The 26,815-nt window shown below is 71.8% G+C and carries 21 protein-coding genes and 1 pseudogene; 11 read left to right on the top strand and 11 right to left on the bottom strand.

Features of this window, described 5'->3' with window-relative positions:
- Positions 1-85: 85 nt before the first annotated feature.
- Both A6P39_RS10165 and A6P39_RS10160 read right to left on the bottom strand, forming a co-directional pair.
- Positions 86-949 (bottom strand): helix-turn-helix domain-containing protein, encoded by an 864-nt coding sequence (locus A6P39_RS10165; RefSeq protein ID WP_079133314.1) that lies wholly within the window; start codon positions 947-949, stop codon positions 86-88.
- A gap of 149 nt (positions 950-1,098) precedes the next feature.
- Positions 1,099-1,935 (bottom strand): helix-turn-helix domain-containing protein, encoded by an 837-nt coding sequence (locus tag A6P39_RS10160; RefSeq protein WP_067044658.1) that lies wholly within the window; start codon positions 1,933-1,935, stop codon positions 1,099-1,101.
- Between the two features lie 30 nt (positions 1,936-1,965).
- On the opposite strand from A6P39_RS10160, the gene A6P39_RS10155 reads away from it, so the two are divergent.
- The 3 genes from A6P39_RS10155 to A6P39_RS10145 all read left to right on the top strand — a co-directional run bounded on the left by A6P39_RS10155 (position 1,966) and on the right by A6P39_RS10145 (position 4,309).
- Positions 1,966-3,123 carry an ADP-ribosylglycohydrolase family protein gene (locus A6P39_RS10155; protein WP_234378842.1) on the top strand — a complete coding sequence of 386 codons (1,158 nt, stop codon included), beginning with the start codon at positions 1,966-1,968 and terminating at the stop codon, positions 3,121-3,123.
- A 125-nt stretch (positions 3,124-3,248) separates the two neighbouring features.
- The gene (locus A6P39_RS10150; protein WP_067044655.1) at positions 3,249-3,554 is read left to right on the top strand and encodes a 4a-hydroxytetrahydrobiopterin dehydratase; all 306 of its coding nucleotides are present in this window, start codon (positions 3,249-3,251) and stop codon (positions 3,552-3,554) included.
- A gap of 5 nt (positions 3,555-3,559) precedes the next feature.
- Positions 3,560-4,309, top strand: coding sequence for a class I SAM-dependent methyltransferase (locus A6P39_RS10145; protein WP_067044652.1), 750 nt, complete (start codon positions 3,560-3,562; stop codon positions 4,307-4,309).
- A gap of 163 nt (positions 4,310-4,472) precedes the next feature.
- On the opposite strand, the gene A6P39_RS10140 is transcribed toward A6P39_RS10145, so the two are convergent.
- A complete protein-coding gene (locus tag A6P39_RS10140) occupies positions 4,473-7,391 on the bottom strand; it encodes a glycoside hydrolase family 48 protein (protein WP_067044649.1) in 2,919 nt (972 codons plus the stop codon).
- A 260-nt stretch (positions 7,392-7,651) separates the two neighbouring features.
- Between A6P39_RS10140 and A6P39_RS10135 the strand changes: the two genes are divergently transcribed.
- The gene (locus A6P39_RS10135) at positions 7,652-9,127 is read left to right on the top strand and encodes a cellulase family glycosylhydrolase (RefSeq protein ID WP_079133313.1); all 1,476 of its coding nucleotides are present in this window, start codon (positions 7,652-7,654) and stop codon (positions 9,125-9,127) included.
- Positions 9,128-9,155: 28 nt separating this feature from the next.
- Complete coding sequence (locus A6P39_RS10130) at positions 9,156-10,895, top strand: glycoside hydrolase family 6 protein (RefSeq protein WP_067044644.1); 1,740 nt, start codon at positions 9,156-9,158, stop codon at positions 10,893-10,895.
- Positions 10,896-10,922: 27 nt separating this feature from the next.
- Here the strand turns inward: A6P39_RS10130 and A6P39_RS10125 are convergent, their stop codons facing one another.
- Positions 10,923-11,696, bottom strand: a complete 774-nt coding sequence (locus tag A6P39_RS10125; protein ID WP_067044641.1) for a phytanoyl-CoA dioxygenase family protein — start codon at positions 11,694-11,696, stop codon at positions 10,923-10,925.
- 145 nt (positions 11,697-11,841) lie between these two features.
- Between A6P39_RS10125 and A6P39_RS10120 the strand changes: the two genes are divergently transcribed.
- A complete protein-coding gene (locus A6P39_RS10120) occupies positions 11,842-12,777 on the top strand; it encodes a class I SAM-dependent methyltransferase (RefSeq protein ID WP_067044638.1) in 936 nt (311 codons plus the stop codon).
- A gap of 128 nt (positions 12,778-12,905) precedes the next feature.
- On the opposite strand, the gene A6P39_RS10115 is transcribed toward A6P39_RS10120, so the two are convergent.
- Positions 12,906-13,613 (bottom strand): glycoside hydrolase family 75 protein, encoded by a 708-nt coding sequence (locus tag A6P39_RS10115; RefSeq protein WP_067044635.1) that lies wholly within the window; start codon positions 13,611-13,613, stop codon positions 12,906-12,908.
- 213 nt (positions 13,614-13,826) lie between these two features.
- On the opposite strand from A6P39_RS10115, the gene A6P39_RS10110 reads away from it, so the two are divergent.
- Positions 13,827-14,441, top strand: a complete 615-nt coding sequence (locus tag A6P39_RS10110; protein WP_234378841.1) for a hypothetical protein — start codon at positions 13,827-13,829, stop codon at positions 14,439-14,441.
- Positions 14,442-14,595: 154 nt separating this feature from the next.
- On the opposite strand, the gene A6P39_RS10105 is transcribed toward A6P39_RS10110, so the two are convergent.
- From A6P39_RS10105 to A6P39_RS10095, 3 genes are all read right to left on the bottom strand, one after another.
- On the bottom strand, positions 14,596-15,432 hold the full coding sequence (locus tag A6P39_RS10105) for an aldo/keto reductase (protein ID WP_067044633.1): 837 nt from the start codon (positions 15,430-15,432) through the stop codon (positions 14,596-14,598).
- A gap of 266 nt (positions 15,433-15,698) precedes the next feature.
- Complete coding sequence (locus A6P39_RS10100; RefSeq protein WP_067044630.1) at positions 15,699-17,525, bottom strand: AMP-dependent synthetase/ligase; 1,827 nt, start codon at positions 17,523-17,525, stop codon at positions 15,699-15,701.
- A 333-nt stretch (positions 17,526-17,858) separates the two neighbouring features.
- The gene (locus tag A6P39_RS10095; protein WP_067044627.1) at positions 17,859-19,346 is read right to left on the bottom strand and encodes an MFS transporter; all 1,488 of its coding nucleotides are present in this window, start codon (positions 19,344-19,346) and stop codon (positions 17,859-17,861) included.
- 123 nt (positions 19,347-19,469) lie between these two features.
- On the opposite strand from A6P39_RS10095, the gene A6P39_RS10090 reads away from it, so the two are divergent.
- Positions 19,470-20,549 carry an Lrp/AsnC family transcriptional regulator gene (locus A6P39_RS10090; protein WP_107304324.1) on the top strand — a complete coding sequence of 360 codons (1,080 nt, stop codon included), beginning with the start codon at positions 19,470-19,472 and terminating at the stop codon, positions 20,547-20,549.
- A 93-nt stretch (positions 20,550-20,642) separates the two neighbouring features.
- On the opposite strand, the gene A6P39_RS10085 is transcribed toward A6P39_RS10090, so the two are convergent.
- Positions 20,643-21,512 carry a LysR substrate-binding domain-containing protein gene (locus A6P39_RS10085; RefSeq protein ID WP_067044621.1) on the bottom strand — a complete coding sequence of 290 codons (870 nt, stop codon included), beginning with the start codon at positions 21,510-21,512 and terminating at the stop codon, positions 20,643-20,645.
- A gap of 198 nt (positions 21,513-21,710) precedes the next feature.
- On the opposite strand from A6P39_RS10085, the gene A6P39_RS10080 reads away from it, so the two are divergent.
- Positions 21,711-22,805 carry a bile acid:sodium symporter family protein gene (locus A6P39_RS10080; protein ID WP_079133312.1) on the top strand — a complete coding sequence of 365 codons (1,095 nt, stop codon included), beginning with the start codon at positions 21,711-21,713 and terminating at the stop codon, positions 22,803-22,805.
- Here the strand turns inward: A6P39_RS10080 and A6P39_RS10075 are convergent.
- Positions 22,755-24,633: pseudogene (locus A6P39_RS10075) on the bottom strand (exo-alpha-sialidase). The gene A6P39_RS10080 and the pseudogene A6P39_RS10075 overlap by 51 nt on opposite strands.
- 151 nt (positions 24,634-24,784) lie before the next feature.
- Positions 24,785-25,702, bottom strand: a complete 918-nt coding sequence (locus A6P39_RS10070) for a quinone oxidoreductase family protein (protein ID WP_067044616.1) — start codon at positions 25,700-25,702, stop codon at positions 24,785-24,787.
- A 126-nt stretch (positions 25,703-25,828) separates the two neighbouring features.
- Here A6P39_RS10070 and A6P39_RS10065 point away from each other — a divergent pair, with 126 nt between their 5' ends.
- Positions 25,829-26,266 (top strand): MarR family winged helix-turn-helix transcriptional regulator, encoded by a 438-nt coding sequence (locus tag A6P39_RS10065; RefSeq protein WP_067044613.1) that lies wholly within the window; start codon positions 25,829-25,831, stop codon positions 26,264-26,266.
- Between the two features lie 19 nt (positions 26,267-26,285).
- Positions 26,286-26,813 (top strand): isochorismatase family protein, encoded by a 528-nt coding sequence (locus tag A6P39_RS10060; RefSeq protein ID WP_199840773.1) that lies wholly within the window; start codon positions 26,286-26,288, stop codon positions 26,811-26,813.
- Positions 26,814-26,815: the final 2 nt, after the last annotated feature.

Below are 26,815 nucleotides of genomic sequence, written 5' to 3'. Positions count from 1 at the left end.
CGCCCGTACGTCCCCGCGTGCCGCGCCCCGCTCGAGGGGCGCGGCATCGCCGTTCCCGGGCACCGGTCCGGGGGGGGGGGACCCGTCACAGGCTGCTGCGGAACTCCCGCAGCAGCGTCTGCGTGCGCTGCGTCGACGCGGCCCGCGCCGTCATGTGGTCCAGCACCTCCAGATGGGCCGCGACCTCACGGCGGGAGTCCAGGTACAGGGCACCGGTCAGGTATTCGGTGAACACCATGTCCGGCAACTCCGGCTCGGCGAACCGGAACAGCGTGAACGGCGCGTACGTCCCCGGATGCGGCCCCGCCGCGAACTCGGCGACCTGGAGCGTGACCCGGTCCCGCTCGGTGTACTCCAGCAGCTTGTCCAGCTGGTCGCGCATCACCTCGCCGCGCATGCTCACCGGGCGCCGCAGCACCGTCTCGTCCATGATCACCCACAGGTGGGGCGGATCGTTCCGCTCCAGCAGCCGCTGCCGCTCCAGGCGCAGCGACACATGCCGTTCGACCGACTCCGGCGAGCTGTGGCCGATCGTGCCGGCCTCCAGCACGGCGCGCGCGTACTCCTCGGTCTGCAGCAGGCCCGGTATGAAGTGCGGTTCGTAGGAGCGGATGATGCGGGCGGCGCCCTCCAGGCTGACGTAGAGGCTGAACCACTCCGGCAGCACGTCGTGGAACCGCTGCCACCAGCCGGGCTGGTTCGCCTCCTCGGCCAGCCGCACGAACGCGGCCGCCTCCTCCTCGGGCACCGCGTAGGTCTCCAGCAGCACCTGCACGTACGGGATCTTCAGCGCGACCTCGGCCATCTCCATGCGCCGTACGGTCGCCGAGGCCACCCTGAGGACCCGGGCGGCCTCCTCCCGGCTCAGGCCCGACGCCTCGCGCAGTTCCTGCAGCCGCTTGCCGAGCACCACCTGGCCCACGGTGGGCGCAGCCCGCCGCTCACTCACGCCACGCCTCCCCTACGCGCCGAAGTACCCGGGCAGTCTGCCATGTGATCCCCGCTCGCACACGGGTCCGAGGGGAACAGGTGTGACTTCGCGGGGAACCGGGGCGAGGGGGCAGCGGCGGGCGGACCGGGTGACGACGGGAGGAACGGTCAACCGGCGTGCGTGTGCAGGTACTTGGCGGTCGCCGGGTCCGCCGGCAGGAACGTCTCGATGGCGAGTTCGGCGACCGTGACGTCCATCGGGGTGTTGAAGGTGGAGATCGACGACACGAACGACAGGATCCGGCCGCCGTGCTCGACGCGCAGCGGCAGCGCGAAGTAGGCGACGGGCTCGTCCGGTTCGCCGCCCGGCGCGTCCTCGGGCACCGGGTAGGCCTTCACCTCCTCGTACAGGGCGCGCAGCTGCCCGGAGCGCTGCAGGCCGATCTGCCGCTCCATCTGCTCCAGCAGATGCCCGCGCCACTCGCGCAGATTGCGGATGCGCGGCGCCATCCCCTCCGGGTGCAGGGTCAGCCGCATCGCGTTGGGCGCCGGCTGGAACAGCTCGTCCGCCACACCCTCCAGCAGCATCGCGATACCCCGGTTCGCGGCGACGACCGTGTACGTGGCGTCGACCACCAGCGCGGGGTAGGGCTCGTAGCCCTCGATCAGACGCGTGAGGCCGTCGCGCAGCGCGTCCAGCGCCGGGTCCTCCAGCGGGGTCTCCGGATAGTGCGGGGCGTAACCGGCCGCCAGCAGGAGGGAGTTGCGTTCGCGCACCGGCACCTCCAGGTGCTCGGCGAGCCGCAGCACCATCTCCTCGCTCGGCCGGGAGCGGCCGTTCTCGATGAAGCTGATGTGCCGTGCCGAGGAGTCGGCGCGCAGCGCCAGCTCCAGCTGGGAGACCCGGCGCCGCTCCCGCCAGGCGCGCAGCAGCGGGCCGACGTCCTTGCCGGCGGGGGCGGGGGCGGTGGCGGACGGGGAAGGGCCGGTGGCGACAATGGTCATACGTCCGACCGTAGTCGAGGAGTTGCCGAGTTGCGCAGGAACGAGCTGTCGACGAAACCGTGGCAGACGCCGCCCCTTTGGGCGGCGGCCGTGTACCGGGCCCGCGTCCGCGGCTGTCTGCTCGGCGGCGCGCTCGGTGACGCCCTCGGCTACCCCGTCGAATTCTCCTCCCTGGACCGGATCCGCGCCGCCCACGGCCCGCGCGGTGCCACCGGCCTGGTCCCCGCAGCCCACGGCGCGATCGGGCTGATCAGCGACGACACCCAGATGACCCTGTTCACCGTCGAGGCCCTGATCCTGGCCCATGCGCAGCGGCGCGAGAAGGGCGGCGACGACGCCTGGCCGCTGCTGCTGCGCCAGGCGTACGAGCGCTGGCTGCGGACCCAGTCGGCGCCCGGCCCCGAGCAGCCTGCGGCGCCCTGGCCCGGCGCACCGGCGGGCGGCGGCCTGGTCGGCGAGGCCTGGCTGTACTCCCGCCGCGCCCCCGGCAACGCCTGCCTGTCCGGCGTCGCCCAGGGGTACGCGCCCGACCCCGCGCGCCCGCTCGACGGCACGCCCGGCGAGGTCAACCCCGACTCCAAGGGCTGCGGCACGGTCATGCGCTCGGCCCCCTTCGGCCTGGCCCCCCTCACCCCGGCCCCCCTCGACCCGGCCGGCTCCGGCCCGGCCGGCTCCGCCGAGGCGGCCTTCGCCATGGCCGCGCGCGGCGCCCAGATCACCCACGGCCACCCCACCGGCTACTACGCGGCGGGCGCGCTCGCCGCGATCGTGGCCCACCTGGTCGCCGGGGATTGCCTCGAGGGCGCGGTGCTGCGCACGCTGCGGCTGCTCCAGCGGCACCGCGGCCACGCCGAGACCACGGCCGCCCTGCGCGAGGCCCTGGACCTCGCAGCCGACGGGACGCCGACGCCCGGGAAGGTCGAGTCCCTCGGCGCGGGCTGGGTCGCGGAGGAGGCCCTCGCCATCGGCGTGTACTGCGCGCTCGCCGAGCCCCGCCCGGAGCAGGCGCTGCTGCTGGCCGTCAACCACTCGGGCGACAGCGACTCCACGGGCTCGATCTGCGGCAACCTGCTCGGCGCGTGGTACGGCGACACCGGCCTGCCGCACGACTGGGTGGCCCAGGTGGAGGGCCGGTACCGCATCGCCGCGCTCGCCGACGACCTCGCGGCGCAGTACGCACGCGACTGACGACGCCTGCGCGACGAGTACACACACGGCACACGTGGCAGGCTGAACCCGTAGGCGTACCCGTACCCCTGCACCCGCACCCCGCCGTCCTGCCCGTCCTGTCGTCCCGAAGGGAGCCGAAGGCCATGGCCGTCGAACCGCTGTCGCAGAAGGAGATCGAGGACCGGCTCGCGGAGCTGCCGGGCTGGTCGGTGGAAGGGGACCGGCTGACCCGCTCCTACCGGCTCGGCTCGCATGTCGCGGCCGCGGCGCTGGTCATGCACATCGCCGCCGTCCAGCACGAGCTGGACCACCACAGCGATCTCACCCTCGGCTACAACACCGTCTCCCTCAGCGTGAACACACACAGCGCGGGTGGCGTCGTCACCGCGAAGGACTTCGCTCTCGCCCGCAGAGTGGAGGACATCGCCCCAGGCCACGGCGCACACTGAGGAGCGTGCTCGACTACGACAAGGAAGCCGACGCCTACGACGCGTCCCGCGGCGGTGAGGCTCGCGCCCACGCCGCCACCGAAGCGGTGCTCAGCCTGATCCCCGAGGGGCCGGGCCGGCTCCTCGACGTGGCCTGCGGCACCGGCATCGTCACCCGTCGGCTGGCCGCCCGCCGCCCCGCGCTGCGGGTGACCGGCGCCGACCTCACCCCGGCCATGGTCCGCCGGGCGGGGGCGAGGCTGCCGGGCGCGATCGTCCGCGCCGACAGCCGCCGTCTGCCCTTTCCCAGCGGCAGCTTCGACGCCGTCACCAGCATCTGGCTGCTGCATCTGCTGGACGACGCCGAGGACGTCCGCGCCGTCGTCGCCGAGTGCGCCCGGGTGCTGCGTCCCGGCGGGATCTACGTCACGACCGTCGACAAGGCCGCCGCGCACGACGTCGGCAGCGACATCGACGCCGTCCTCGCCTCCCGCCCGTGCCACCCCGCGCAGGACGCCGCCGCCACCGTCACCGCGCACGCCGCCCGGCACGGCCTGGAACCGGCCGGTGCCACCGTCTTCCACGGTGTCGGCCAGGGCCGCAGCCCCCGCGTCACCATCGCCGACCTGCGCCGCGGCTGGTTCACGCTGCTGCCGCCGGGCGAGCCGCACACCGAGGAGTACGCGGCGCGTCTCGCCCGCCTCCCGGACCAGGACCGCCCACGCCCGGACCCGGTGTTCGCGGTCCGCGCCTACCGCAGGCCGGCGGCGGGTTGACGGCGGGCTGACGGCCCGGACTTCCTTGCCCGTGCGTCCTTCCTGGGCGTGAGGGGAGCAGGACGTGACGACCGGGCGGCCCCCGCACGGGTGGGGACCGCCCGGTCCTGTTGCGGCCCCGTCGCCCTGTGACGGGGCCGCGCACGCGGAGCGTCAGCGGGGACTACTCGAGCAGCTCCGCGTACGAGCCCATGGCCAGGGCGATGTCCGCCTGGGCCCAGAACCGGTGGTACGTGAAGACGGGCGCGGCGCCGCCCTTGAGGTAGGCCTCGATCTTCGACCAGGCCGGGTCGTTCTTGTAGAAGGACCTCAGCGAGGTGAAGGTGGCCGAGGAGTTGACCGCGTCGCCGTTCGGCATGGTGCCGCTCCAGCCGCTCGGCACGTACACGCTGTCGCCGAACCGGCTGTAGTCGGCCCGGGTCTCGGGGACGGCGATGCCCAGGCTGTCCCGGTAGTTGTTCCACATGCCGTCCAGCAGCGCCTTCGCCGTCGACTTCGCCGTCGCGTCACCGGACTTGGCGCCGTAGTACGTCAGCGTCTTCGCGTACGCGGCCGCCACGCCGACGTCGTCGGTGTAGTCGGCGACCGTGACGTGAAGTGAGCTGTTGGAGCCGGGACTCGACGGGTTCCAGGTGTCCGGCTGGCCGGACCACTGGAGGGTCGAGGGGATCCGGTAGGTGCCGTCGGGGTTGACCGTGGTCATGGACAGCGCCCACTTCACCCACTTGTCGAGGACCGCCTTCGCGGTCGCGTTCCCCGTCTGCTGGTAGTACTCGGCGACCCGCTCCATCGACCACGCCTGGAAGCCGAACCACTGGTTGGACGGCGGGTCGTGGTAGACGGGCTCCCAGTCGTAGTACATGCCGTAGAAGGTCGGCGTACCGGCCGGCGCGGCGGCGTACCGGCCCTGCCAGCTGTTGGTCGCGCCGCCCGCGATCGCGCCCTCGGACGACTGCAGCCACTGGTAGAACTCCAGCTGCCGCTGCAGCGACCTGCCCCAGTCCGAGGCGCCCGTCGCGGACCTGGGCTCCAGGTCGGGGTAGCTGCTCAGCGCGTACGCGGCCAGCGGGTTCTGGTAGCCGCCGTGGACATGGCTGGAGCCGATCCGCCAGGCCCAGCCCGCGCTGGTGTCGGTGGCGCCGCCCCAGGCGTAGTACCAGGACAGCAGATAGTGCGAGGCGTCCTTGCCGGTGCCGGCCGCGCAGGCCGAGGGCCCCACACAGTTGCCGATCTTCTTGAAGTACTTGTCGTACATTGCGTACCGCAGGTAGTCGCCCATCTTCGCGGCCTTGGCGACCGTCGCCGAGACGTCACTGCCCTTGCCCTGCTGCTTCGCCCACACGTCCGCCCAGTACGCCGCCTGCACCGCGCGGGCGTCCGCGTCCGGGGCGTCGGTGTACTTCCACTGCCTGGCGTAGGAACTGTCGCCGGTGAACAGGTCCAGGTAGCCGTTCTTGCCGCCGTACTTGAAGGCGTCGCAGGTCGGCTGCGGAACGGTCTCCCACACCGACTCCTGCGGGCCGCGCTGGAAGTTGTTCAGGTACGACGGCCCGCTCGCCGTCGGCCCGCCCTCGCAGGTGCCGCCCGGTGTGTCGCCGTAGCCGTAGACGTTGTCGACGTCCTCGATCCAGTGCATACCGTAGACATCGTCGGTACCGTATGCAGTCTTCAGTTCACCGGCGATCGGATCCGTGCCCACCGGCACCGAGGTGTCCAGCTTCGCCGGGTACTGGTCCGGGGTGTCCTCCTCGGGCGCGTACGTCGCGGGCTTGGAGGCGTTGTAGGACGAGTTCGTCGGCTGGTCGGCATGCGTGGGGATCATGTACTTCTCCATCAGCGTCCACGCGCCGTTGAACTTCGACCAGTCGCCGGTGACCTTGCCGTACATCGCCTGCAGCCACAGCAGGTAGCTCCAGGCCTCGGACGTGGTCTCGTGGCCGTAGTCCGGCGCCTCGACGATCAGGGTCTCCACCGAGTGGTACGGGATGCCCTGAGGGGAGAAGTAGCCGTTCGCCGGGTCGGTGATCTTCCCGTACAGGTCCAGGAAGCGCGCGTCGTACTCCTTCGTCGCCGCCAGCTCCGTCACGGTGACCGTCGCCTTGGAATGGCCCGCGGCCGAGGCGGTGAAGGTCGCCGCACCGGTGTTGGAGGAGTCCGCGGAGACGGTCACCGTCTGCGCGGTGTCCCAGTTCGACGGCGTGAAGGTGAGGGAGGAACCGCCGGTCACGGACAGGCCGGTGTTGCCGTCCGTGCGGGCCACGGCCACCGTCACGTCCGCGCTCGGCTGCGTCGACAGCTTCACCCCGAACGTCCCCGACTTGCCCTGCTGGACGCCCAGTTGAGCCGGTGAGGCCACCACCGCCGGGCCCGCGACCACCGTGACGCCCACCGGAGCGGACTCGGCCGAGGCGCCCGTGCTGTCGTACGCCTTCGCCACCAGCGAATGACTGCCCACGGTCAAACTGGAGACGGACAGCGTGTACGGCGCGCTCGTGTCGGTGCCCAGCAGCGTGGTGTCGTCGTAGAACTCCACCTTGCTGATCGTCGCGTTGTCGGCCGCCGCCGCGCTCGCCGCGAGCGGGATCGCGTCCCCTTGCGTGTAGACCGCGCCCGGACCCGGGCTGGTCAGCACCGTCACCGGCGGCTGGTGCGCGCCGGTGCACGCCGTGCCGTTGACCGAGAAGGACGCCGGGGCGGTGTTGGTGCCGCTGTAGGTGAACTGCGCGCCGGTGGTGACGGCCGCGCCCGCGGCGACGGTGCCGTTGTACGGGGCGTTCTGCACGGTGACCGTGCGGCCCGACTGGGACCAGGTGCCGTTCCAGCCGTTGGTCAGCTTCTGGTCGCCCGAGTAGGCGTAGGACAGGGTCCAGCCGTCGATGGCGTCGGTGCCGCGGTTGGTGATCGTGAGGCCGGCGGTGAAGCCCGACCCCCAGTCGTTCGTCGTGTAGTCGACGCTGCACTGCACGGACGCCGCGTGCGCGGTCGTCGCGCCGGCGGCGAGCATCGACAGGGGCAGGGTGAACGCGGCCGCGACGGCGGTCCACCACCGCCGTACGGCTCTGCGTCTGCGTCCGGGATCCATGTGCTGGTTCCTCCTTGCGGCTTGCGGCTCGCGAAAAGTCAAGGCTTGAACCAGTGGGAGCGCTCCCATAGTGGGGACGACCCTGTGCGCGGTCAAGGTGCTTGAAGAGTCGAAAAGATTCGACGCAATGCCGTTGAGGAAAAGTCAGCAACTCCCCTGGGCAACCTGCCCGCTTGGCGCTACCTTCCTTCGCACCAGTGGGAGCGGTTCCAGTCAGTCGACGCGCCTGTCACGGCGCGCCAAACTGCAAGGAGTCGCTCATGCGACACCCCCCGCGTTCAGTACTTTTAACCGCCGCCGGTACGAGCGTGCTCGTCACCGGCGCGCTCGTACCGGTGGCGAAGGCCCAGGGGGCCACGCCCGCGTGCACGGTGGCGTACTCCGTCACCAACCAGTGGGCCGGCGGCTTCCAGGGCTCGGTGACCATCACCAACAACGGCCCCGCGGTGAGCAGTTGGCAGCTCACCTTCGACTTCGCCGACGGCCAGAAGGTGACCCAGGGCTGGAACGCCGCCTGGTCCCAGTCGGGCGCCACCGTGACCGCGGCCAACGAGAGCTACAACGCCGCCCTCGGCTCCGGCGCGAGCGTCACCGCCGGCTTCCTCGGCTCCTGGCAGGGGAACAACACCGTACCGACGGTCTTCAAGCTCAACGGCACGACCTGCGCCACCGGCGGCGGACCCCCGACCTCGCCACCGCCGACCCCGCCGCCCCCGAGCGGCACCGCGCCCGCCCTGCACGTCTTGGGCGCCAAGCTCGTGGACGCGTCCGGCGCGCCCCGCCGGCTGCTCGGCGTCAACCGCTCCGGCGGCGAGTTCATGTGCGTGCAGGGGCACGGCATCTGGGACGGCCCGGTGGACGACGCGGCGATCAAGGCGATCGCCGACTGGAAGGCGAACGCCGTCCGGATCCCGCTCAACGAGGAGTGCTGGCTCGGCCTTTCCGATGTCAAGCCCGAGTACGGCGGCGCCAACTACATCAACGCCGTCAAGGACCTGGTGACCCGCGTCGAGGCCCACGGCCTGACCCCGGTCCTCGACCTGCACTGGTCCTACGGCCAGTACACCGGCAACTCGGCCGGCTGCTCCGACGTCCACGCCACCTGCCAGAAGCCGATGCCCGACGCACAGTACGGCCCGTCGTTCTGGGCGTCGGTGGCGAGCACCTTCAAGGACGACCCGGCACCCGTGTTCGACCTGTTCAACGAGCCGTACCCGGACCGGGCGACGTCCAGCACGACCGATGCCTGGAAGTGCTGGCGCGACGGCGGGACCTGCCCCGGGATCTCGTACGAGGTCGCCGGTATGCAGGATCTCGTCGACAGTATCCGCAACACAGGATCCAAGAACGTCATCATGGCCGGCGGTCTGGCGTATGCGAACGACCTCAGCCAGTGGACCGCATACAAACCCGCCGACCCGGCCGGCAATCTCGCCGCCTCCTACCACGGCTACAACTTCAACACCTGCGCGAGCGAGAGCTGCTGGAACTCCACCCTCGCCCCCGTCGCGGGCCAGGTGCCCCTGATCGCCGGCGAGATCGGCGAGAACACCTGCGCGCACGGCTTCATCGACCAGGCCATGAAGTGGTTCGACGACCGGAACCTGTCCTACCTCGGCTGGGCCTGGAACACCTGGGACTGCTCCTCGGGGCCGTCCCTGATCTCCGCCTACGACGGCACACCCACCGCCTACGGCATCGGGCTGCGCGACCACCTGCGCGCCCTCAACCCGTAACCCGCCACGGAAGAAGGAACCCGCACTGATGACTCGTACCAGAACACCGCTGCTCGCCGCCCTGGCGCTGGTCGCCGGGACCTCAGGGACGGCACTGCTCACGACCCCGGCCGGTGCCGCCGCCGACGCCGTGCCCTGCACCGTCGCCTACAGCATGCAGAACCAGTGGGACACCGGCTTCACCGCCGCCGTCACCGTCACCAACAACTCGGCCGCCAAGGCGGGTTGGTCGCTCAAGTGGAGCTACGCCGGGAACCAGAAGGTCACCAGTGGCTGGAACGCGCAGATCAGCCAGAGCGGCAGTGACGTCACCGCCGCCAACGAGAGCTACAACGGCTCGCTGGCGACCGGCGGTTCGGTCAGCTTCGGCTTCAACGGCTCCTACAGCGGCACCAACGCCGTGCCGGCCACGTTCACCCTCGACGGCGTCACCTGCAACGTCGACGACGGCGGCGGCAGCGGCGGGGGCGGAGGCGGAACGGGTGGTGGTGGCACCGGCGGCGGCAGCACCGGCGGCCGCGTCGACAACCCCTATGCCGGAGCCAAGGTCTATGTGGACCCCGAGTGGTCCGCCGAGGCCGCCGCCGAACCGGGCGGCACCCGGATCTCCGGCCAGCCCACCGCCGTCTGGCTCGACCGGATCGCCACCATCAACGGGGTGAACGGCGGCATGAGCCTGCGCGACCACCTCGACGAGGCCCTGAAGCAGAAGGGTTCGGGCGACCTGGTCGTCCAGCTGGTCATCTACGACCTGCCCGGCCGCGACTGCGCCGCCCTCGCCTCCAATGGCGAACTCGGCCCCGACGACATCGACAAGTACAAGAGCAGCTATATCGACCCGATCGCCTCGATCCTGTCCGACCCGGCCTACGCCTCCCTCAGGATCGCCACCGTCATCGAACCCGACTCACTGCCCAACCTGGTCACCAACGCCGGCGGCACCGCCAGCAGCACCGCCGAGTGCGAGACCATGAAGGCCAACGGCAACTACGAAAAGGGCGTCTCCTACGCCCTGCAGAAACTCGGCGCGATCCCGAACGTCTACAACTACGTGGACGCCGGCCACCACGGCTGGCTCGGCTGGGACACCAACCTCGGCCCGGCCGTGCAGGAGTTCTACAAGGTGGCCACCACCAACGGCGCGAGCGTGGACGACGTGAGCGGGTTCATCGTCAACACCGCCAACTACAGTGCCACCACGGAGCCGTACGTCAAGATCGGTGACACGGTGAACGGCACGAGCGTGCGGCAGTCGAAGTGGGTGGACTGGAACCAGTACGTGGACGAGCAGTCCTACGCCCTCGCGCTGCGCTCCAAGCTGGTCTCGGCCGGATTCGGCTCGGGTCTCGGCATGCTGATCGACACCTCCCGCAACGGCTGGGGCGGCACCGCCCGGCCCACCGGCCCCGGCCCGCTGACCTCCGTCGACACCTACGTCAACGGCGGCCGGATCGACCGGCGCATCCATGTCGGCAACTGGTGCAACCAGAGCGGCGCCGGTCTCGGCGAACGGCCGACCGCCGCACCGGCCGCCGGTATCGACGCCTATGTGTGGGCCAAGCCGCCGGGGGAGTCGGACGGTTCCAGCACCGCCATCGCCAACGACGAGGGCAAGGGTTTCGACCGGATGTGCGACCCGACGTACACGGGCAACGCCCGTAACGGCAACAGCATGTCGGGCGCGCTGCCCGGCGCGCCGCTGGCCGGGCACTGGTTCTCCGCCCAGTTCCAGCAGTTGATGCAGAACGCCTACCCGCCGCTGCCGTAGGCCCGGCGTGGTGAACGTCCGCCGGGGTCAGCCCTCCTCCAGGCGCAGGCCCCGGCGGATCGCGCGTTCCACCGGCGAGTACGCCCCGTCGGCCCGGTCCAGTTCGCAGGGCACCGCCGGATACAGCGGCGGCTGCGCCATGAAGCGTGGCCGGGTGCCGTGGTGCGGCTGGGCCGCGTGGACCAGGAACGGATGGCACAGGTAGACGTCGCCCGGGCGGCCGGTGGCATACGCGAGCGGCCGGTGGGCCGAGGCCGCCACCAGGGCGGGCGCGATCGCCAGCCCCGACACGCCCTCCTCGCCGTACGGCTCCAGCAGCGGCGGCACGTCCAGGTGCGAGCCGATCCGGATCCGGGTCGGGGCGTCGGCCTCGGTGACCTCGCTGAACAGGAACAGCATCAGCAGCGCGCGGTCCCGCGAGCGCACGTTGGAGTAGTACCAGCCGGCGCCCTCGGGCAGATAGCTGCCTTCGATGTGCCAGCCCGCGTCGTCCGGTTCCTCCGGGTGCGGAAAGCGCAGCGGAAACGTGCCGAGCGACTTGCGCGGCGCCCACCGGCCCTCGCCGACGAGCAGGTCGAACGCCCGGCGCAGGACGGGGGAGTTGACCGCCGCGTCGAACGGCTCCTGGGCCATGTCGCCGAGCCGCACCACCGGTTCCTGCCAGGTGCCGGGGTCGTCCGGGTCGTAGCCGGTCTCGCGCCACAGCAGCCGGGCACAGTCCCCGGCGACCCGGGGCGGCACGGCGCCGTCGATCTTCACGAAGCCGTCGGTGAGGAAGCGCTCCACCAGTTCGTCGTCCACGAGGCCCCATCGTGCTGCCGCAGGCTGCTCTCGCGCATCCGGTTTTTGCGGCGCCGGCAAGTTTTTTGCGGCACCGGCAACGGAACTGGCCGTCCTGCGGGGGGCCGTCGCACGCTGGCCGCATCCGAAGGAGAGGCTGACCACCATGGCCCACGAGCCCCATGAGCCCCATGAGCATGAGTCCCACGATCACCACGGGCATCCCGCCCACCACAGTCACGGCCACCGGCACGGCGACGAGTTCGACTGGGCCGCCCTGGCGGCGGTGCTGGAGACGGAGGCCGAGGTGCACGCCCCCGCCTACGAGCGCGCGCTGGCCTGGCTGGGCAAGGAGGTGACCGAACCCGGGCTGGTCGTGGACGCGGGCAGCGGGCCCGGAGTGATCGCCTGCCTGTTCGCGCAGACCTTCCCCGGCGCCCGGGTGGTCGCTGCCGACGGCTCCGCGCCGCTCCTGGACCGTGCCCGGGCCCGGGCCGCCCGCCTCGGCGTCGCCGACCGCTTCGACACCCTCGTCGGTGAACTCCCCGGGTCTCTCACCGAGTTGGAGTATCCGGCGGATCTGCTGTGGGCCAGCCGCAGCCTGCACCACCTCGGCGACCAGAAGGCCGCGCTCGCCGCGTTCGGCGCCCGGCTCGCCCCCGGCGGCACGCTCGCCATCCTGGAGGGCGGCCTGGCTCCCCGGTATCTGCCCCGCGAGCTCGGCTTCGGCCGCCCCGGACTGCAGGCCCGTCTCGACGCCGCCCAGGAGGCCCGGTTCGCGGCGATGCGCGCCGAACTGCCCGGCGCGGTCTCCGAGACGGAGGACTGGCCGGCCCTGCTGGCCGCCGCGGGCCTGAGGCACACCGGCACCCGCAGCTTCCTGCTCGACATCCCCGCCCCCGTACCCGAGCGGGCCCGTGCCTTCGTCGTCACCACGCTCACCCGCGCCCGGGACGTGCACGCCGAGGCCCTGGACGCCGAGGACCGCGCCACCCTCGACCGGCTCCTCGACCCCGCCGATCCCGGCAGCGCCCACCGCCGCCCCGATGTGTTCGTGCTGGCGGCCCACACGGTGCACCGCGCGGTGCGGCCGGTCCGGTAGCGCCTCGGAGGCGACCGGTGCGCCGGCGCCTCGGAGACGGGCGAGGGCGGCCGGTTCCGGGGCCGCCGGCATCGGCGCCGCCGCCCGGCAACGGCCGCCGGGAACGCCCGGCGGCCGTTGCCGGCAGGTCAGTTGGCGGCGAGGAACTTCTTGGCCAGCTGGTCCCCGAGCGAGACCGCCGCGCTGTGGCTCTCGATGGGGGAGACCTGGGAGTTCTTGAACAGGATGTAGGTCACGCCCGAGTCGGCCCCGCCGGTCTTCGGGTCGGGGTCGATTCCGAGGGCCTTGGCGGTGGCGTACGAGGCCTCGCCGATGATTTTCGTGGGGCCGGTGTCGCCGACGACGGCGTACTCCACCTTGTTGTTGTAGATGACGGCCACCACTCCGCCGCCCTTGATGCCGGCGCCGGCGTAGTTCCAGATGCTGCTGGCGCTCGGCACGACGACGTACGGCAGGGACTCCGCCCTCAGCGGCTTGCCGTCGGACTGGTGGAAGGCGGTGTCGTTCTGGTACCAGGGGTCGCGGCTGCTGTTGCAGTTGGTGGTGGTCTGGCCGTCGCAGTCGATGTCCATGTCGGCCTTCCAGAACACCGCACCGTTCTTGCCGCACACCGGGACCGTGGCCGACGTCTCGTCGTCGGTCTTGTACTTGCCGTTGGAGATCTGCGAGCAGGACTTCACCTTGGCCAGCAGGTCGGCGGCACTGACCGAGCCCTCCTGGGCAAGGGCCGGGCGGGGCTTCGCCGACGGGGCGGCGGACGCGTGCGCGGGGAGCACTCCGGCGGCGAGCAGGGCGGTTCCGGAGGCCGCGGCGAGAGTCAGCGTTCGAAGGCGCACTGTGGGGGACCCTTCTGTTAGGAAAGTTTCCTTACCGTGCGCCGTACACCGTGCACCTCTGGGCATGCCCTCGTCAAGCGTCAGGTTGCGGAGTCCCGAAACCTGTGCGTATTGCGGTGATTTGCCTACGCCGTAAGACTGAGGGAAGTGATTTCTCCGGATATGTCTGCAGCCGTCGGCCCGGCTCGGTCACGGCACCGGGAGGTGAGAGGCATGTTGTTCGTCCGCACGGTGTACGCGACCGGCGACCCGGCACAGCTGGGCACGGCGATCCGGGTCCTGAACACCCAGGGGCACGATCTGCTGGAGGAGCGGCCCGGCTTCAGGGGCGCGGGTGTCTTCGTCGACCGGGACCTCGGCACCCTGCTCTCGGTCAGCTGGTGGGAGTCCGCCGAGGCGCGCGACAACAGCGACGAGGTGATGCGCGAGCGGCGGCCGGCGCTGCTGCTGCCGTTCGCCGGGACGGTCGCGGTCGAGAACTACGAGGCCACGGTCTTCCCCGTCGGGCACCGGCCGCTCACCGGCGGCGGGATGCGGCTGACCCGGCTGGAGTTCGCGCCCGCGGACGCGGACCTGGCCTTCGACACCTTCCACGCGGGCGTTCTGCCGCACCTGGAGGTGCTGCCCGGGTTCGCCGGGGCGGCGCTGTTCCTGGACCGCGGGCGCGGGCGCGGCATGACCGGGGTCCTCTTCGCGGACCGCGACGCGCTCGCCGCGTCCCGGTCGCGTCAGGCGGCCGTCAGACGCGAGGGCGTGGCCAAGGCCCACGTCGCGGTCGTCGCCCTGGAGGAGTTCGAGATCGTGCACGCGGACGTGCGGACCGACTGAGCCGCGGGGGCGTACGCCACCCGCGGGCGCCCTTGCCGCGTTCCTGCAGGGAGGCGCGTACCGCCAGGCGCAGCGCCGCCGTGGCGGACGGCCGCGGTGGCCGCGCCTGAACCGGAGCGGGCCGGCCGGTGGCCCGGTCCGCTCCGGACGCGGCTCAGCCCATGTCGAAGGTGGCCGGGTCGGGGCCCAGGCGCCGGTCCTCGTTGAGCGCGCTGATCGCCGCGAGGTCCTCGTCGTCCAGACTGAAGCCGAAGACCTCGATGTTCTCCTTGATCCGCGACGGCGTCACGGACTTCGGGATCACGACGTTGCCGAGCTGGATGTGCCAGCGCAGCACGATCTGGGCCGGGGTGCGGCCGTGCTTCTGCGCGATGGCGACGATCGCCGGCACCTCCAGCAGCCCCTTGCCCTGGCCGAGCGGGGACCAGGCCTCGGTCGTGATGCCCTGCTCCGCGTGGAACTCGCGGGCGGCGTGCTGCTGCAGGTGAGGGTGCAGCTCGATCTGGTTGACCGCCGGGATGACGGAGGTCGCGTCGATGAGCCGCCGCAGGTGCTCGGGGAGGAAGTTGGACACGCCGATGGCGCGGACCCGCTCGTCGGCGTAGAGCTTCTCCAACGCCCGGTAGGTGTCGAGGTAGTTGTCGCGGGCCGGCAGCGGCCAGTGGATCAGGTACAGGTCGACGTGGTCGAGGCCCAGCTTCGCGAGCGACGCGTCGAAGGCGCGCAGCGTGGAGTCGTACCCCTGGTCGCTGTTCCAGAGCTTGGTGGTGACGAAGATGTCCTCGCGGGGCAGCCCGGCGGCGGCGATGGCCTTGCCGGTGCCCTCTTCGTTGCCGTAGATCGCCGCGGTGTCGATGCTGCGGTACCCGGCCTCCAGTGCCGTGCTGACGGCCCGCTCGGCCTCGTCGTCCGGCACCTGCCAGACGCCGTAGCCCAGCTGGGGCATCTCGATGCCGTTGTTGAGGATGATCGGGGGGACCTTGCTGCTCACGAGCCTTGGATCCTTCGGTTGCGGACAGGTGCTACTCCCATCGTCAACGATCACGCGCCGCGTCGCATTCCTGACCGCTGAATCCGGGGCAACGGCTGTGGCGCATCCCCGTCGACGCCGGCACCGGGAGCACCGGCACACAGGCCGCGTACCACGTCGGCTCCTGCGGCCGGCTCCGCACCGTCACCAAGGTGCCCGGCGCCGGCCAACTGCGGCTGTCCACCATCAACCGCGACAACAACTGAGGCTCCGGAATTGACGGAGCGTCAGGTCCCGTAGAGGGCCTCGACCTCGTTGCCGTACACCTTCTCGATCGCCTTCCGCTTCAGCTTCAACGACGGCGTGAGCAGGCCGTGTTCCTCGGTGAACGGCTGCGCCAGGATGCGGAAGGTGCGGATCGACTCGGCCTGGGAGACGAGGGTGTTGGCGGCCACCACCGCCCGCCGTACCTCCGTCTCCAGGTCGGCGTCGCGCACCAGCTGGACCGGGGTCATCCTCGGCTTGCCGCGCATCTGCAGCCAGTGCTCCACGGCCTCCTGGTCCAAGGTGACCAGGGCCGCGATGTAGGGCCGGTCGTTGCCGACGACGATGCACTGGTTCACCAGCGGATGCTCGCGGACCCGCTCCTCCAGCACCCCGGGGGAGACGCTCTTGCCGCCGGAGGTCACCAGGATCTCCTTCTTGCGGCCCGTGATGGTCAGATAGCCGTCCTCGTCCAGCGAGCCGAGGTCGCCGGTGGCCAGCCAGCCGTCGTGCAGCGTCTCGTCGGTGGCCTTGGGGTTGTTGAGGTACCCCTGGAAGACGTTGCCGCCGTGCAGCCAGATCTCCCCGTCGTCCGCGATGTGCACGGTGACGCCGGGGATGGCCTGGCCGACGGTGCCGTAGCGGGTGCGCTCGGGCGGGTTGGCGGTCGCCGCGGCCGTCGACTCGGTCAGGCCGTAGCCCTCGTAGATCTGTACGCCCGCGCCCGCGAAGAACAGCCCGAGCCGGCGGTCCATCCCCGAACCACCGGACATCGCATTGCGTATACGACCGCCCATCGCCGCGCGGACCTTGGCGTAGACGACCTTGTCGAAGAACTGGTGCTGCATGCGCAGCCCCGCCGACGGGCCCGGACCAAGACCCCACGCCTTCGCCTCGACGGCCTCCGCGTACTTCACCGCGATGTCGACCGCCTTCTCGAACGGCCCGGATCTGCCGTCCTTCTCCGCCTTGCGGCGGGCGGCGTTGAACACCTTCTCGAAGATGTACGGCACCGCCAGGATGAACGTCGGCCGGAAAGCGGCCAGATCGGGCAGCAGGGCGGCGGCGTGCAGCTGCGGCTGGTGGCCGAAACGGACCCGGCCGCGGATCGCGGCCACCTCCACCATCCGGCCGAAGACGTGCGCCAGCGGCAGGAACAGCAGCGTGGAGGCCTCGCTGTCCTTCTTCGTGTGGAATACCGGCTCCCACCGCTGGATCATCGTGTCCGCCTCGAACATGAAGTTCGCGTGCGAGATCACACAGCCCTTGGGCCGGCCGGTGGTGCCGGAGGTGTAGATGATCGTCGCGACCGAGTCCGGGGTGACGGCCTGCCGGTGGCGGTGCACCACCTCGTCGTCCAGGTGCGCGCCGGCGTCGTACAGGTCCTGCACACAGCCCGCGTCCAGCTGCCACAGCTGGCGCAGCTGCGGGAGACGGTCGATGACGGTCGCGATGGTCATCGCGTGGTCCTCGTGCTCCACGATCGCCGCGGACACCTCGGCGTCGTAGAGCATCCAGAAGCACTGCTCGGCCGAGGAGGTGGGGTAGACGGGCACCACCTGGGCGCCGATCGTCCACAGCGCGAAGTCGAACAGGGTCCACTCGTAGCGGGTGGGGGACATGATCGCGACGCGGTCGCCGAAGCGTATGCCGCGCGCGAGGAGGCCCTTGGCGAGCGCCAGCACCTCGTCGCGGAACTCGGCGGAGGTCACGTCCCGCCACTGCCCGGTGGCGTCCTTGCGGCCGAGGGCGATGTGCGCCGGGTCGTTCTGGGCATGCTCGAAGACGATGTCGGCCAGACCGCCCACCGGCGGCGCCGACGCCAATGGCGGGTTGGTGAACTCGCGCAAACCTCGCTCCCCGATCCTCGCTGCTTGGTCACGCCCGTGATTCTCGGCACAGCGCGGTGAAAGCTACCCCACGGCGTCATCGGGCGGGAGGGGGTGGTTAACCGTGCAAACCTCACGTTTTTCTCGGGAGGTGACGGGAAAATGCCCGCACATGGGGAAGGGCCGGACACGATACTGACGGGTCAGTAAGTTTCGGTGCCGTAATCTCCACCGAATCTGTACGGGCCGATTACGGCCCACGGCGGCCAGGACGGGAACCGGCGCGGACGCGTGTACGCGCGGGGGCGGCCCCGGAGCCGTCTCCGGGGCCGCCCCGCTGCCGTACGCCACGTCTCAGTGGCGCGCCGCCACCGCCCGCTCCGCCACCGTCTCCGGCGCCGCGTGCTTGGTGGGCCGGCCCGCCCGGACGAGCAGCAGCACCAGCGCGGCCGCGACCGTCCCGGCGAACCCCGCCACCACCAGCGCACCGTCGAGGCCCGAGGCGAACGCGGTGCGCAGCGTGTGCTCGGGGATGCTGCCGCGCAGCGCCCCGGCGCCGCCGCCGGCCAGCGCGTGGGCCGCGCCGCTCGGCAGTGTGCCGGTCATCCGCGAGGTGAGGACGGTCCCGAAGACGGCCACGCCGAGGGCGTAGCCGAGCTGGCGGACCGTGTTCACCGCGCCGCCCGCCATGCCGGCCCGCTCCTGCGGGACCGCCGCCAGCGCCGCGCCCGCCACCGTCGGCGCGACGAACCCGGTGCCCACGCCGACCAGCACGAACCCCGGCACCAGCGCGGTCCAGTGCGAGCCCGCGTCCAGCACGGCCTGGCACAGGGTGCCCGAGGCGATCAGGAGCAGCCCGCCGCCGACCGTCAGCCAGGCCGGCACCCCATGCAGCAGCCGCCCCACCAGCACCGCTGTCACCATGGCCACCACCGTCATCGGCAGCAGCGTCAGTCCGCCGCGCACCGGGCTGAGACCCAGCAGCGTCTGCATCCACAGCGACAGGTACGGGATCCCGGCGAACGCCACCCCGTTGAACGCGAACGAGCCCAGCATCACCCCGACGAACGCCGGCCGGCGCAGCAGCGACAGATCCAGCAGCGGATGTGCCACCCGCCGTTCCACCAGTACGAACACCACCAGAGCCAGTGCGGCCACCGCGAACGCCGTCAGCGTCGCGGCCGATGTCCAGCCGTCCTCACCGGCGCGCACCACCGCGTACGTCGCACCGCCCGCGAACAGCGCGAAGGCCGCCGTACCCGCCCAGTCGACGCTCATCCCGCGCGGCCCGCGCGACTCGGGTACCGCCCGCAGCGTCAGCCACACCGCGACCAGGCTCACCGGCAGGTTCACGAAGAAGATCCACCGCCAGCCCGGGCCCTCGGTGATCAGCCCGCCCAGCACCGGCCCGACCGCGGCGGCCCCGCCGCTGACCGCACCCCACACGCCGAGCGCCGCCGAGCGCTCCCGCCCCTGGTAGACGGAGCCCAGCAGCGGCAGCGTCGTCGCGAACATCGCCGCGCCGCCGATGCCCTGCAGCGCCCGCGCCGCCACCAGCGCGTCAGGTCCCGACGCCAGCCCGCACAGCAGACTGGCCGCGGCGAACAGCACCACACCCGTCACATGCACCCGGCGCCGCCCCACGATGTCGGCACCGGCCCCCACGCCCAGCAGCAGCGCGGCCAGCGCCAGCGCGTATCCGTCGACCACCCACTGCAGATCACCCAGTGACGCGTGCAGCGAGCGGGCCATGTCCGGCAGCGCCACCACCACGATCGTCACATCCAGCAGCAGCATGAACGTGCCCAGGCACACAGCCGTGAGCGTCCCCCAGCTCCGCATGATCCACTCCCCGTGTCGTCCGCGTTCCCGTCGGCTTCCCGTCGCTGCGTACGATGACCGGGGCAGGGCCGATCAGACCGCTTGGTCGCCCATGAGTGACGGAAACCGACGGGAGATCGCGTGCTGGAGCTGGAATCCGACGCAATCGACGTACTCGACCTGCGCCTGCTGTCGGCGCTGGACGTGGACGGCCGGGCCTCCTTCAGCCGGATCGGCGCGGTGCTCGGCGTCTCCGACCAGACCGTCGCCCGCCGCTACCGCCGGCTCACCGCGATCGGCGGCGTGCGGGTCCTCGCCCTCAGGGACGCCTTCCGGCTGGGCCAGGACCAGTGGATGGTGCGGGTGCGCTGCGCCCCCGACAACGCCCTGGCCATCGGCGAGGCCCTCGCCAAGCGCCCCGACACCTCCTGGATCGGCCTCGCCTCGGGCGGCACCGAGGTGATCTTCCTGACCCGGCCGCGCCGCCCCGGCGACCACGACGACCTGCTGCTCGGCAAACTGCCGCGCACCCCGAGCGTGGTCGAGATCCGCGCCCACCAGGTCCTGCACCGCTTCTACGGCGGTGTCGACGGCTGGATCCGCAAGTTCGGCGCGCTGGGCGACGACGAGATCGCCGCACTCCGCCCCGGTTCCGGCTCCGGCACCGGCACCGGCACCGGCTCCGGCACCGGCACCGGCACCGGCACCGGCACCGGCACCGGCACCGGCACCGGCACCGGCACCGGCACCGGTTGCGGCCCGCGGCCCGGTCCGGCTCGCCTCGAACCCGGCGACGAGCCCCTGCTGGCCGTACTGGAACGCGACGGCCGGGCCACCTACCCCGAACTCCAGCGCGCGACCGGCCGCTCGGAGTCCTCCGTCAAACGCAGGCTGGCGGCGCTGCGGGCCTCCGGTGCGATTTATCTCGACGTCGAACACCAGCCGGAGATCCTCGGCCACCCCGTGGCCGCCCTGCTGTGGATCACCGCGGCCCCGGCCGCCCTGTCGGCCGTCGGCGAGGCCCTTGCCGCGCACGACCCGATCGCCCACGTCTCGGCGACGGCCGGCCCCTCCAACCTCGTCGCAACGGCCCTCGCCCGCAGCACCGCCGACCTGTACGCCTACCTCAGCGGCCCGCTCGGCCGCCTCGAGGGGGTCCAGCACGTGGAGACGACACCGTTCCTGCGCCGGGTCAAGCACCTGACGTATCCGGTGGCGCGCTGACAGGACGCGCCCGGCTGCTGCGGGCCGGCCGCAGACCGGCCCGTTCGGTGGCCGCGCCGTTTCAGTCGCCTCCGCGTTCGGTCGCCGCGCCGTTCAGTCGCCTCGCCGGCGCAGGCGTTCGCCGCCGGCCAGGATCGCCGCCGCCAGCGCGTCCGCGGCACCGTCCGCCGTGCCCCGGCGGCGGCCGTGCACCAGGACGAAGTCGATTCTGCCGAGGTCGGGCAGGCCGGAACGGTCCGGCAGGCGGAACAGGCCGGGCGGGATCAGGCGCCGGGAGTGGGCCATCACGCCGAGCCCGGCGCGGGCCGCCGCGATGAGGCCGTTGAGGCTGGCGCTGGTGCACACGATCCGCCACGGCCGGCCCTCGCTCTCCAGCACCTGAAGCGCGCGGGCCCGGGTGATGCCGGGCGGGGGATACACGATCAGCGGGACGGGCCGGTCGGCGTCCAGCCGCAGCCGCTCGGCGCCGATCCACACCAGGTCGTCGCGCCAGACCAGCTCACCGCGGGGGTCCTCGGGGCGGCGCTTGGCCAGCACCAGGTCCAGTTTCCCGGCGGCCAGCTGCTCGTGCAGGGTGCCCGACAGCTCCACGGTCAGCTCCAGGTCGACCTCGGGGTGGTCGTAGCGGAAGCTCTCCAGGATCTCCGGGAGCCGGGTGAGGACGAAGTCCTCCGAGGCGCCGAAGCGCAGCCGGCCGCGCACCCGGGTGCCGGTGAAGAACGCCGTCGCCTGCTCGTGCACCTGCAAGATCCGCCGGGCGAAGCCCAGCATCGCCTCGCCGTCCTCGCTCAGCTCCACCGAATGGGTGTCCCGGCTGAACAGCTGCCGTCCGGTCGCCTCCTCCAGCCGGCGCACATGCTGGCTGACCGTGGACTGGCGCAGCCCCAGCCGTCGGGCGGCCTGTGTGAAGCTCAAGGTCTGGGCCACGGCCAGGAACGTGCGCAGCTGCGTGGGGTCGTACACGGCGTCCAGCCTAGACGCCTATCGCAGAACATGATGACAGTCAGAGTGGTGTACGGGATTCCCGATCAGCCTGGTGCAGGGGACGATGGAGAGGGGCTCCCGCGGGCCCGAGAACGAGACGACAGCAAGCGACACCTGCCGATCAACTGGCGACATCCGCACACACCTCACAGACACACACAGAGTAATCGGAGCACCGTGAGACGCCTGCACTGGCCGAGTTGGATGCCGATCGACCCGTACATCGTCCTGCTGCTGGGGACCGTGGGACTGGCCGCGCTGCTGCCGGCCCGGGGAACCGCCGCCGACGTGGCCTCGGGCGCGTCGACGGCCGCCATCGCCTTCCTCTTCCTCCTCTACGGCGCCCGCCTGTCCACCCGGGAGGCGTTGGACGGGCTGCGGCACTGGCGGCTCCATGTCACCGTGCTGCTCTGCACGTTCGTCCTGTTCCCGGTGTTCGGCCTGGCCGCCCGCGCCCTGGTGCCGACGCTGCTGACCCAGCCGCTCTACCAGGGCCTGCTCTTCCTGACGCTGGTGCCCTCCACGATCCAGTCGTCCATCGCGTTCACCTCGATCGCGCGCGGCAACGTGCCCGCCGCGATCTGCGCGGGCTCCTTCTCCTCCCTGGCCGGCATACTGCTCACCCCGCTGCTGGCGGCCGCGCTCCTCGGGGGCAGCGGCGGCGGGTTCTCCGCCGACTCGCTGGTGAAGATCGTGCTCCAGCTGCTGGTGCCGTTCCTCGCCGGGCAGCTGCTGCGCCGCTGCGAAATCGGCCGGGGCCGCGCGCAGCGCGCCGAGCGGGATGGCGGGCCACGGGCGGGCAGCTTCATCACCCGGCACAAGAAGGTCCTCGGCCTGGTCGACCGCGGCTCCATCCTGCTGGTCGTCTACACCGCCTTCAGCGAGGGCATGAACCAGGGCATCTGGCACCAGGTGAGTCCCGCGCGCCTCGGCGGCCTGCTCGCCGTCGAGGCCGTGCTGCTGGCCCTGATGCTGGTGCTGACCTGGTACGGAGGCAAGGCACTCGGCTTCGGCCGGGCGGACCGGATCGCGATCCAGTTCGCCGGGTCGAAGAAGTCCCTCGCCTCCGGGCTGCCCATGGCCGGCGTCCTGTTCGGCGCCCACGCCTCCCTCGCCGTGCTGCCGCTGATGCTCTTCCACCAGATGCAGCTGATGGTGTGCGCGGTCCTCGCCAAGCGCCGTGCCCGCGACCAGGAGGAGACGCCGGCCGCTTCCGGGGCGTCAGCCGCTCACGTGGTCCAGGGGCAGCCACAGGACCGTGTCCTTCGCTGACCGCAGCGCTTTCGGGTCCGACAGTTCATGGTCGGTCAGGGCCCGGTCCCATACGTGCACCTCGTCGATGGCGCCGGTGAAGAAGGCCCGGCTGTCCATGCGCTGCCCGATGTGCACACCGAAGGGGGAGTTACGGCTGACCGAACCCGGTATATCGGCTACGGATGACCGCATACCGTCGACGGACAACATCAGCCGGCCGCCGCCCCGCCGGAGCACCACGTGATGCCACCGGCCGTCGTTGTATGCAGTATTCGTGCGAACGTATGCGGTCTGCGGGGCCGCCGCGCCGTCCCGCACGGTGATCAGGCCCTGGATCCGGTTGTCCGCCGGCTCCCCGCGCAGCCACACCTGAGGCTGCGTGGTACCGGCCCCGCCCATCCAGAGCAGCGGCTGCTCGCCGCTGGTGGCCGTGTACCGGAACCACAGCGACGCCGTGAAGTCCTTCGTGCCCAGCGGCAGCCGGCTGCTGTACGGCAGGCGTACGGCGTCGTCGATGCCGTCGAACGTCAGCGCCCCGCCGAAGACGCCGTCCGTCTGCCGTGCGCCGCCGAGCACCGCGGCCGGGCGGGCGTGCGGGGCGAGGTCGGCGGTGACCGGGTCGGGGCCGCGGCGCGCGGAGAGCCAGTTCTCGGTGAAGCGGGCGAAGCGGATCTCGTCCCGCGCGTCCACCGCGCCGCCCTCGTAGATCAGGCCCACCGTGTCCCCGCCGACACGGACCAGGTCGGAGTAGCCGGACCAGTCCGTGGTGACGACCGTGCCGCGGTCGACGCTGTCCCAGGTGCGGCCGCCGTCGTAGGAGGAGCGGATCATCATCATGCGGCGCCGGTCGGGGTCGGCGGGGCAGGCGAGCAGCAGGCGGTCGCCGAGCCGCAGCAGCGAACCCTGCACCATCGGGGCGTACAGGTCCGGCAGGTCGCGGAAGGGCGCGGTGAAGCTGGAGCCGCCGTCGCGGCTGACGGCCTGCGTGCGGTGGCCGAGGTCGGTGCCGTCCTGCTCCCGGCCGCTGACCAGGATCGAGCCGTCCTCGCGCTCGGCGAGGGTCAGTTCGGACGGCTTCTGCCGGAAGGTGCCGTCCGCGGCGATGGGCCAGGTGTCCTGGGCGCCGATCCGCCAGTGGCCGCCGTGGTCGTCGCTGATGATCAGCGCCGCGTGGTTGGCGGTGATCCGGGTACCGTCCCAGCTCTCGGCGTTGACCCCGAGGACCAGCCGCCCGGCATACCGGCCGTGGGTGAGCTGGATACCGTGCACCGGTCCGGTCGCGTACCAGGAGTTCCAGGCCGAGGGCAGGATCTCGGGGCTCAGATCGCGCGGTGCGGACCAGGTCAGGCCGTTGTCGTCGCTGTACTGCAGGTGCGGGGTGCGGTCGCACGGCACCGAGCAACTGGCGCTGTCCGTACGGCCCGTGTTGTACGTCTCGGCGAGCCAGACGCGGCCGGTGTCCCGGTCGACGACCGGCGCCGGGTTGCCGTGGGTGTCGCCGCCTCCCTCGCTGACCACCTGCAGCGGGCCCCAGGTGCGGCCGCCGTCGGTGGAGCGCTTGAGCACGATGTCGATGTCGGCGGCGTCCCCGCAGTTGAGGACGCGGCCCTCGGCGAACGCCAGCAGCGTGCCGTCGGCGGCCTTGACGATCGCCGGTATCCGGAAGCAGGCGTAGCCGGGATCCTGGGACGCCCTGAACAGGGTCTGCTGCTCGAACTCGGGTGTCTGCGGGGGAGTTTGAGCGTGTGCCGGGTGGGGGGGCGGCGAGCGGCAGCATGAGCAGCACCACCGTGGTGAGGGCGAGGGCGAGTGCGGATCTGGGACGGGCGCGAAGACCTGACGGCATGGTGCGACCTGCCCTTCGTCGGCCGGGCATCTGGACATCCGGACATCCCATGTCCAACGTGCGCCCCACCGAAGGTAGTTGGGGGCAGGTCGCCTCACAAGAAGCGTGCAGCACGAGGTCTTTGCGAAAGGCCGCGGGCTGCGCGCAGGACCTACGGCCGCAGGACGACCTTGCCGAGATTGGCCCGCGTCTCGATCGCCTCGTGCGCCTTCGCCGCGTCCTCGAGTGCGAACTCGGCGTGTACGGCGGGCCGTACGGCGCCCTCGGCGAACAACCGCCACAGTTCCTTGCGCCACTGCTCGTACAGCTCCGGCCGGCCGCGGGCGATCAGCGCCATCTGGAAGCCGATCACCGACTTGGCGCCCACCAGCAGGTCGTAGGCCCGGATCGTGCCGCCGCCCGAACTGTAGGCGACCAGGCGGCCGTGCGGGGCGAGGGCGGCGAGGGCCGGGGTGAGCAGGTCACCGCCGACCGCATCCAGTACACAGTCGACCGGATCCCCCCAACTGTCGTCTGCGTATTGAATACAGTCGTCCGCGCCCAGCCCGCGCACGAAGTCCGCCTTCGCCGGGCCGGACACGGCTCCCACCACCCGGCCCGCACCCCGGGCCCGTGCCAGCTGCACGGCGAGATGTCCGACGCCGCTCGCCGCCGCGGTGACGAGGACCGCCTCGCCCGGCACCGGCCGCGCCGCCTCCAGCGCCCCGAACGCCACCAGACCGCTGCGCACCAGTGCGATCGCGTCGAGGGCGGTGGCGTCATCGGGGACCGGCGAGGCCATGGCCTCGTGCAGCAGGGCGAAGTCGGCGTACCCGTGCCCGAAGCACAGCCCGGTCACCCGCTCGCCCGGCCGGAAGCGGGTCACGCCCTCGCCGGCCGCCACCACCTCACCGGCGATCTCGCCGCCCAGCGCGATCGGTTCGGCGGCCTCGGTGACCTTGCGTACCACGGGCAGGGTGACGCCGACCGCCTCGCACCGCACCAGCAGCTCGCCGGGGCCGGGCTCGGGGACGGGGGCCTCCTCCAGGAACAGCGGGCCGCCGGTGGACTCGTACCGGACGCGACGCATCAGCACCTCCAGGGCCGGGAGGACCCGGCCCGCATCGATCGTTGGGGAGACCCACGAATTCGTTGGGAGCCCCAACGATATCCAAGGATCGTGGGGAAGTCCAATGAATTCGGATAGGCTGACGGCATGGCCGAAGCACCCCTGTCCGCGATCCGTTCCCTGCCCAGCTGGCTCCTCGGCCGCGCCGCCGCACGGGGCCGTACCCTCGTCGCCGGCGCCCTCGCGGCCGAGGGTCAGAAGATGTGGCACCACGTGGTCCTCTCCGCCGTCCGCGACCTCCAGCCCGTTGCCCAGGCCGACCTCGGCCGCAGCGTGGGCCTCGACCCCAAGGACCTGGTCGGCGTCCTCAACGACCTGCAGTCCGCCGGCCACGTCGTACGCGCCCCCGACCCCAGGGACCGCCGCAAGAACGCCGTCTCCCTCACCGGCGAGGGCGCCCGCCTCCTCGGGCGGTGCGAGAAGGCGGCCGGAGAGGCGAACGACGAACTGCTCGCCCCGCTGACGGCCGCCGAACGGGATCAGTTCATGGGCCTGTTGATCCGGATTTCCGGCACGGATGGCTGACGGCGGCTAACGTTCCGTCATGACCGCAGCTCCCGTGCTCGATCCGCAGCGCACCGCCCTGCTCCTCGTCGACCTGATGGAACGCATCGTCGCGCTGCCCCTGGAACCCCGCAAAGGCGCCGAAGTCCTCGCCACCGCCGAAGAGTTGGCACACGCATTCCGCGCCGCCGCAGCGCCCGTCGTGCTCGTGCGGGTCGAACGCCCCTCGGCCGCCGAACAGCCGCCCGGCAGCGCCCTGGTCGCGGGCCTGCGCCGAGAGGGCGACCTGGAGGTGGTCAAGCGGACCATCGGCGCCTTCCAGGGCACGGACCTGCACGAGCGGCTGCGCGAACGCGGCGTCACCACGCTGGTGTTCGCCGGCATCGCCACCAACCTCGGCGTCGAGTCCACCGCCCGCGCCGCCGCCGACCTCGGCTACGACCTCGTCTTCGTGGAGGACGCCATGGCCGCGCTCACCGCCGCCGAGCACGAGGCGTCCGTGCGGCTCGACTTCCCCCGGCTCGGCACGGTCACGACCGCCGCCGGCGTACGCCTCGCCTCCGCCTGACC

It is taken from the genome of Streptomyces sp. FXJ1.172, from assembly GCF_001636945.3.
Lineage (GTDB): Bacteria > Actinomycetota > Actinomycetes > Streptomycetales > Streptomycetaceae > Streptomyces.
The sequence above is the reverse complement of the archived record's forward strand: the minus strand, read 5'-3'. Positions and strand labels throughout refer to the sequence as shown.

What these genes read in the sequence shown, in the direction of transcription:
- A6P39_RS10160 (WP_067044658.1), bottom strand. Translation starts at nt 1,935, where the DNA reads ATGACCATTGTCGCCACCGGCCCTTCCCCGTCCGCCACCGCCCCCGCC.
- A6P39_RS10150 (WP_067044655.1), top strand. Translation starts at nt 3,249, where the DNA reads ATGGCCGTCGAACCGCTGTCGCAGAAGGAGATCGAGGACCGGCTCGCG.
- A6P39_RS10140 (WP_067044649.1), bottom strand. Translation starts at nt 7,391, where the DNA reads ATGGATCCCGGACGCAGACGCAGAGCCGTACGGCGGTGGTGGACCGCC.
- A6P39_RS10135 (WP_079133313.1), top strand. Translation starts at nt 7,652, where the DNA reads ATGCGACACCCCCCGCGTTCAGTACTTTTAACCGCCGCCGGTACGAGC.
- A6P39_RS10130 (WP_067044644.1), top strand. Translation starts at nt 9,156, where the DNA reads ATGACTCGTACCAGAACACCGCTGCTCGCCGCCCTGGCGCTGGTCGCC.
- A6P39_RS10120 (WP_067044638.1), top strand. Translation starts at nt 11,842, where the DNA reads ATGGCCCACGAGCCCCATGAGCCCCATGAGCATGAGTCCCACGATCAC.
- A6P39_RS10110 (WP_234378841.1), top strand. Translation starts at nt 13,827, where the DNA reads ATGTTGTTCGTCCGCACGGTGTACGCGACCGGCGACCCGGCACAGCTG.
- A6P39_RS10095 (WP_067044627.1), bottom strand. Translation starts at nt 19,346, where the DNA reads ATGCGGAGCTGGGGGACGCTCACGGCTGTGTGCCTGGGCACGTTCATG.
- A6P39_RS10070 (WP_067044616.1), bottom strand. Translation starts at nt 25,702, where the DNA reads ATGCGTCGCGTCCGGTACGAGTCCACCGGCGGCCCGCTGTTCCTGGAG.
- A6P39_RS10065 (WP_067044613.1), top strand. Translation starts at nt 25,829, where the DNA reads ATGGCCGAAGCACCCCTGTCCGCGATCCGTTCCCTGCCCAGCTGGCTC.
- A6P39_RS10060 (WP_199840773.1), top strand. Translation starts at nt 26,286, where the DNA reads ATGACCGCAGCTCCCGTGCTCGATCCGCAGCGCACCGCCCTGCTCCTC.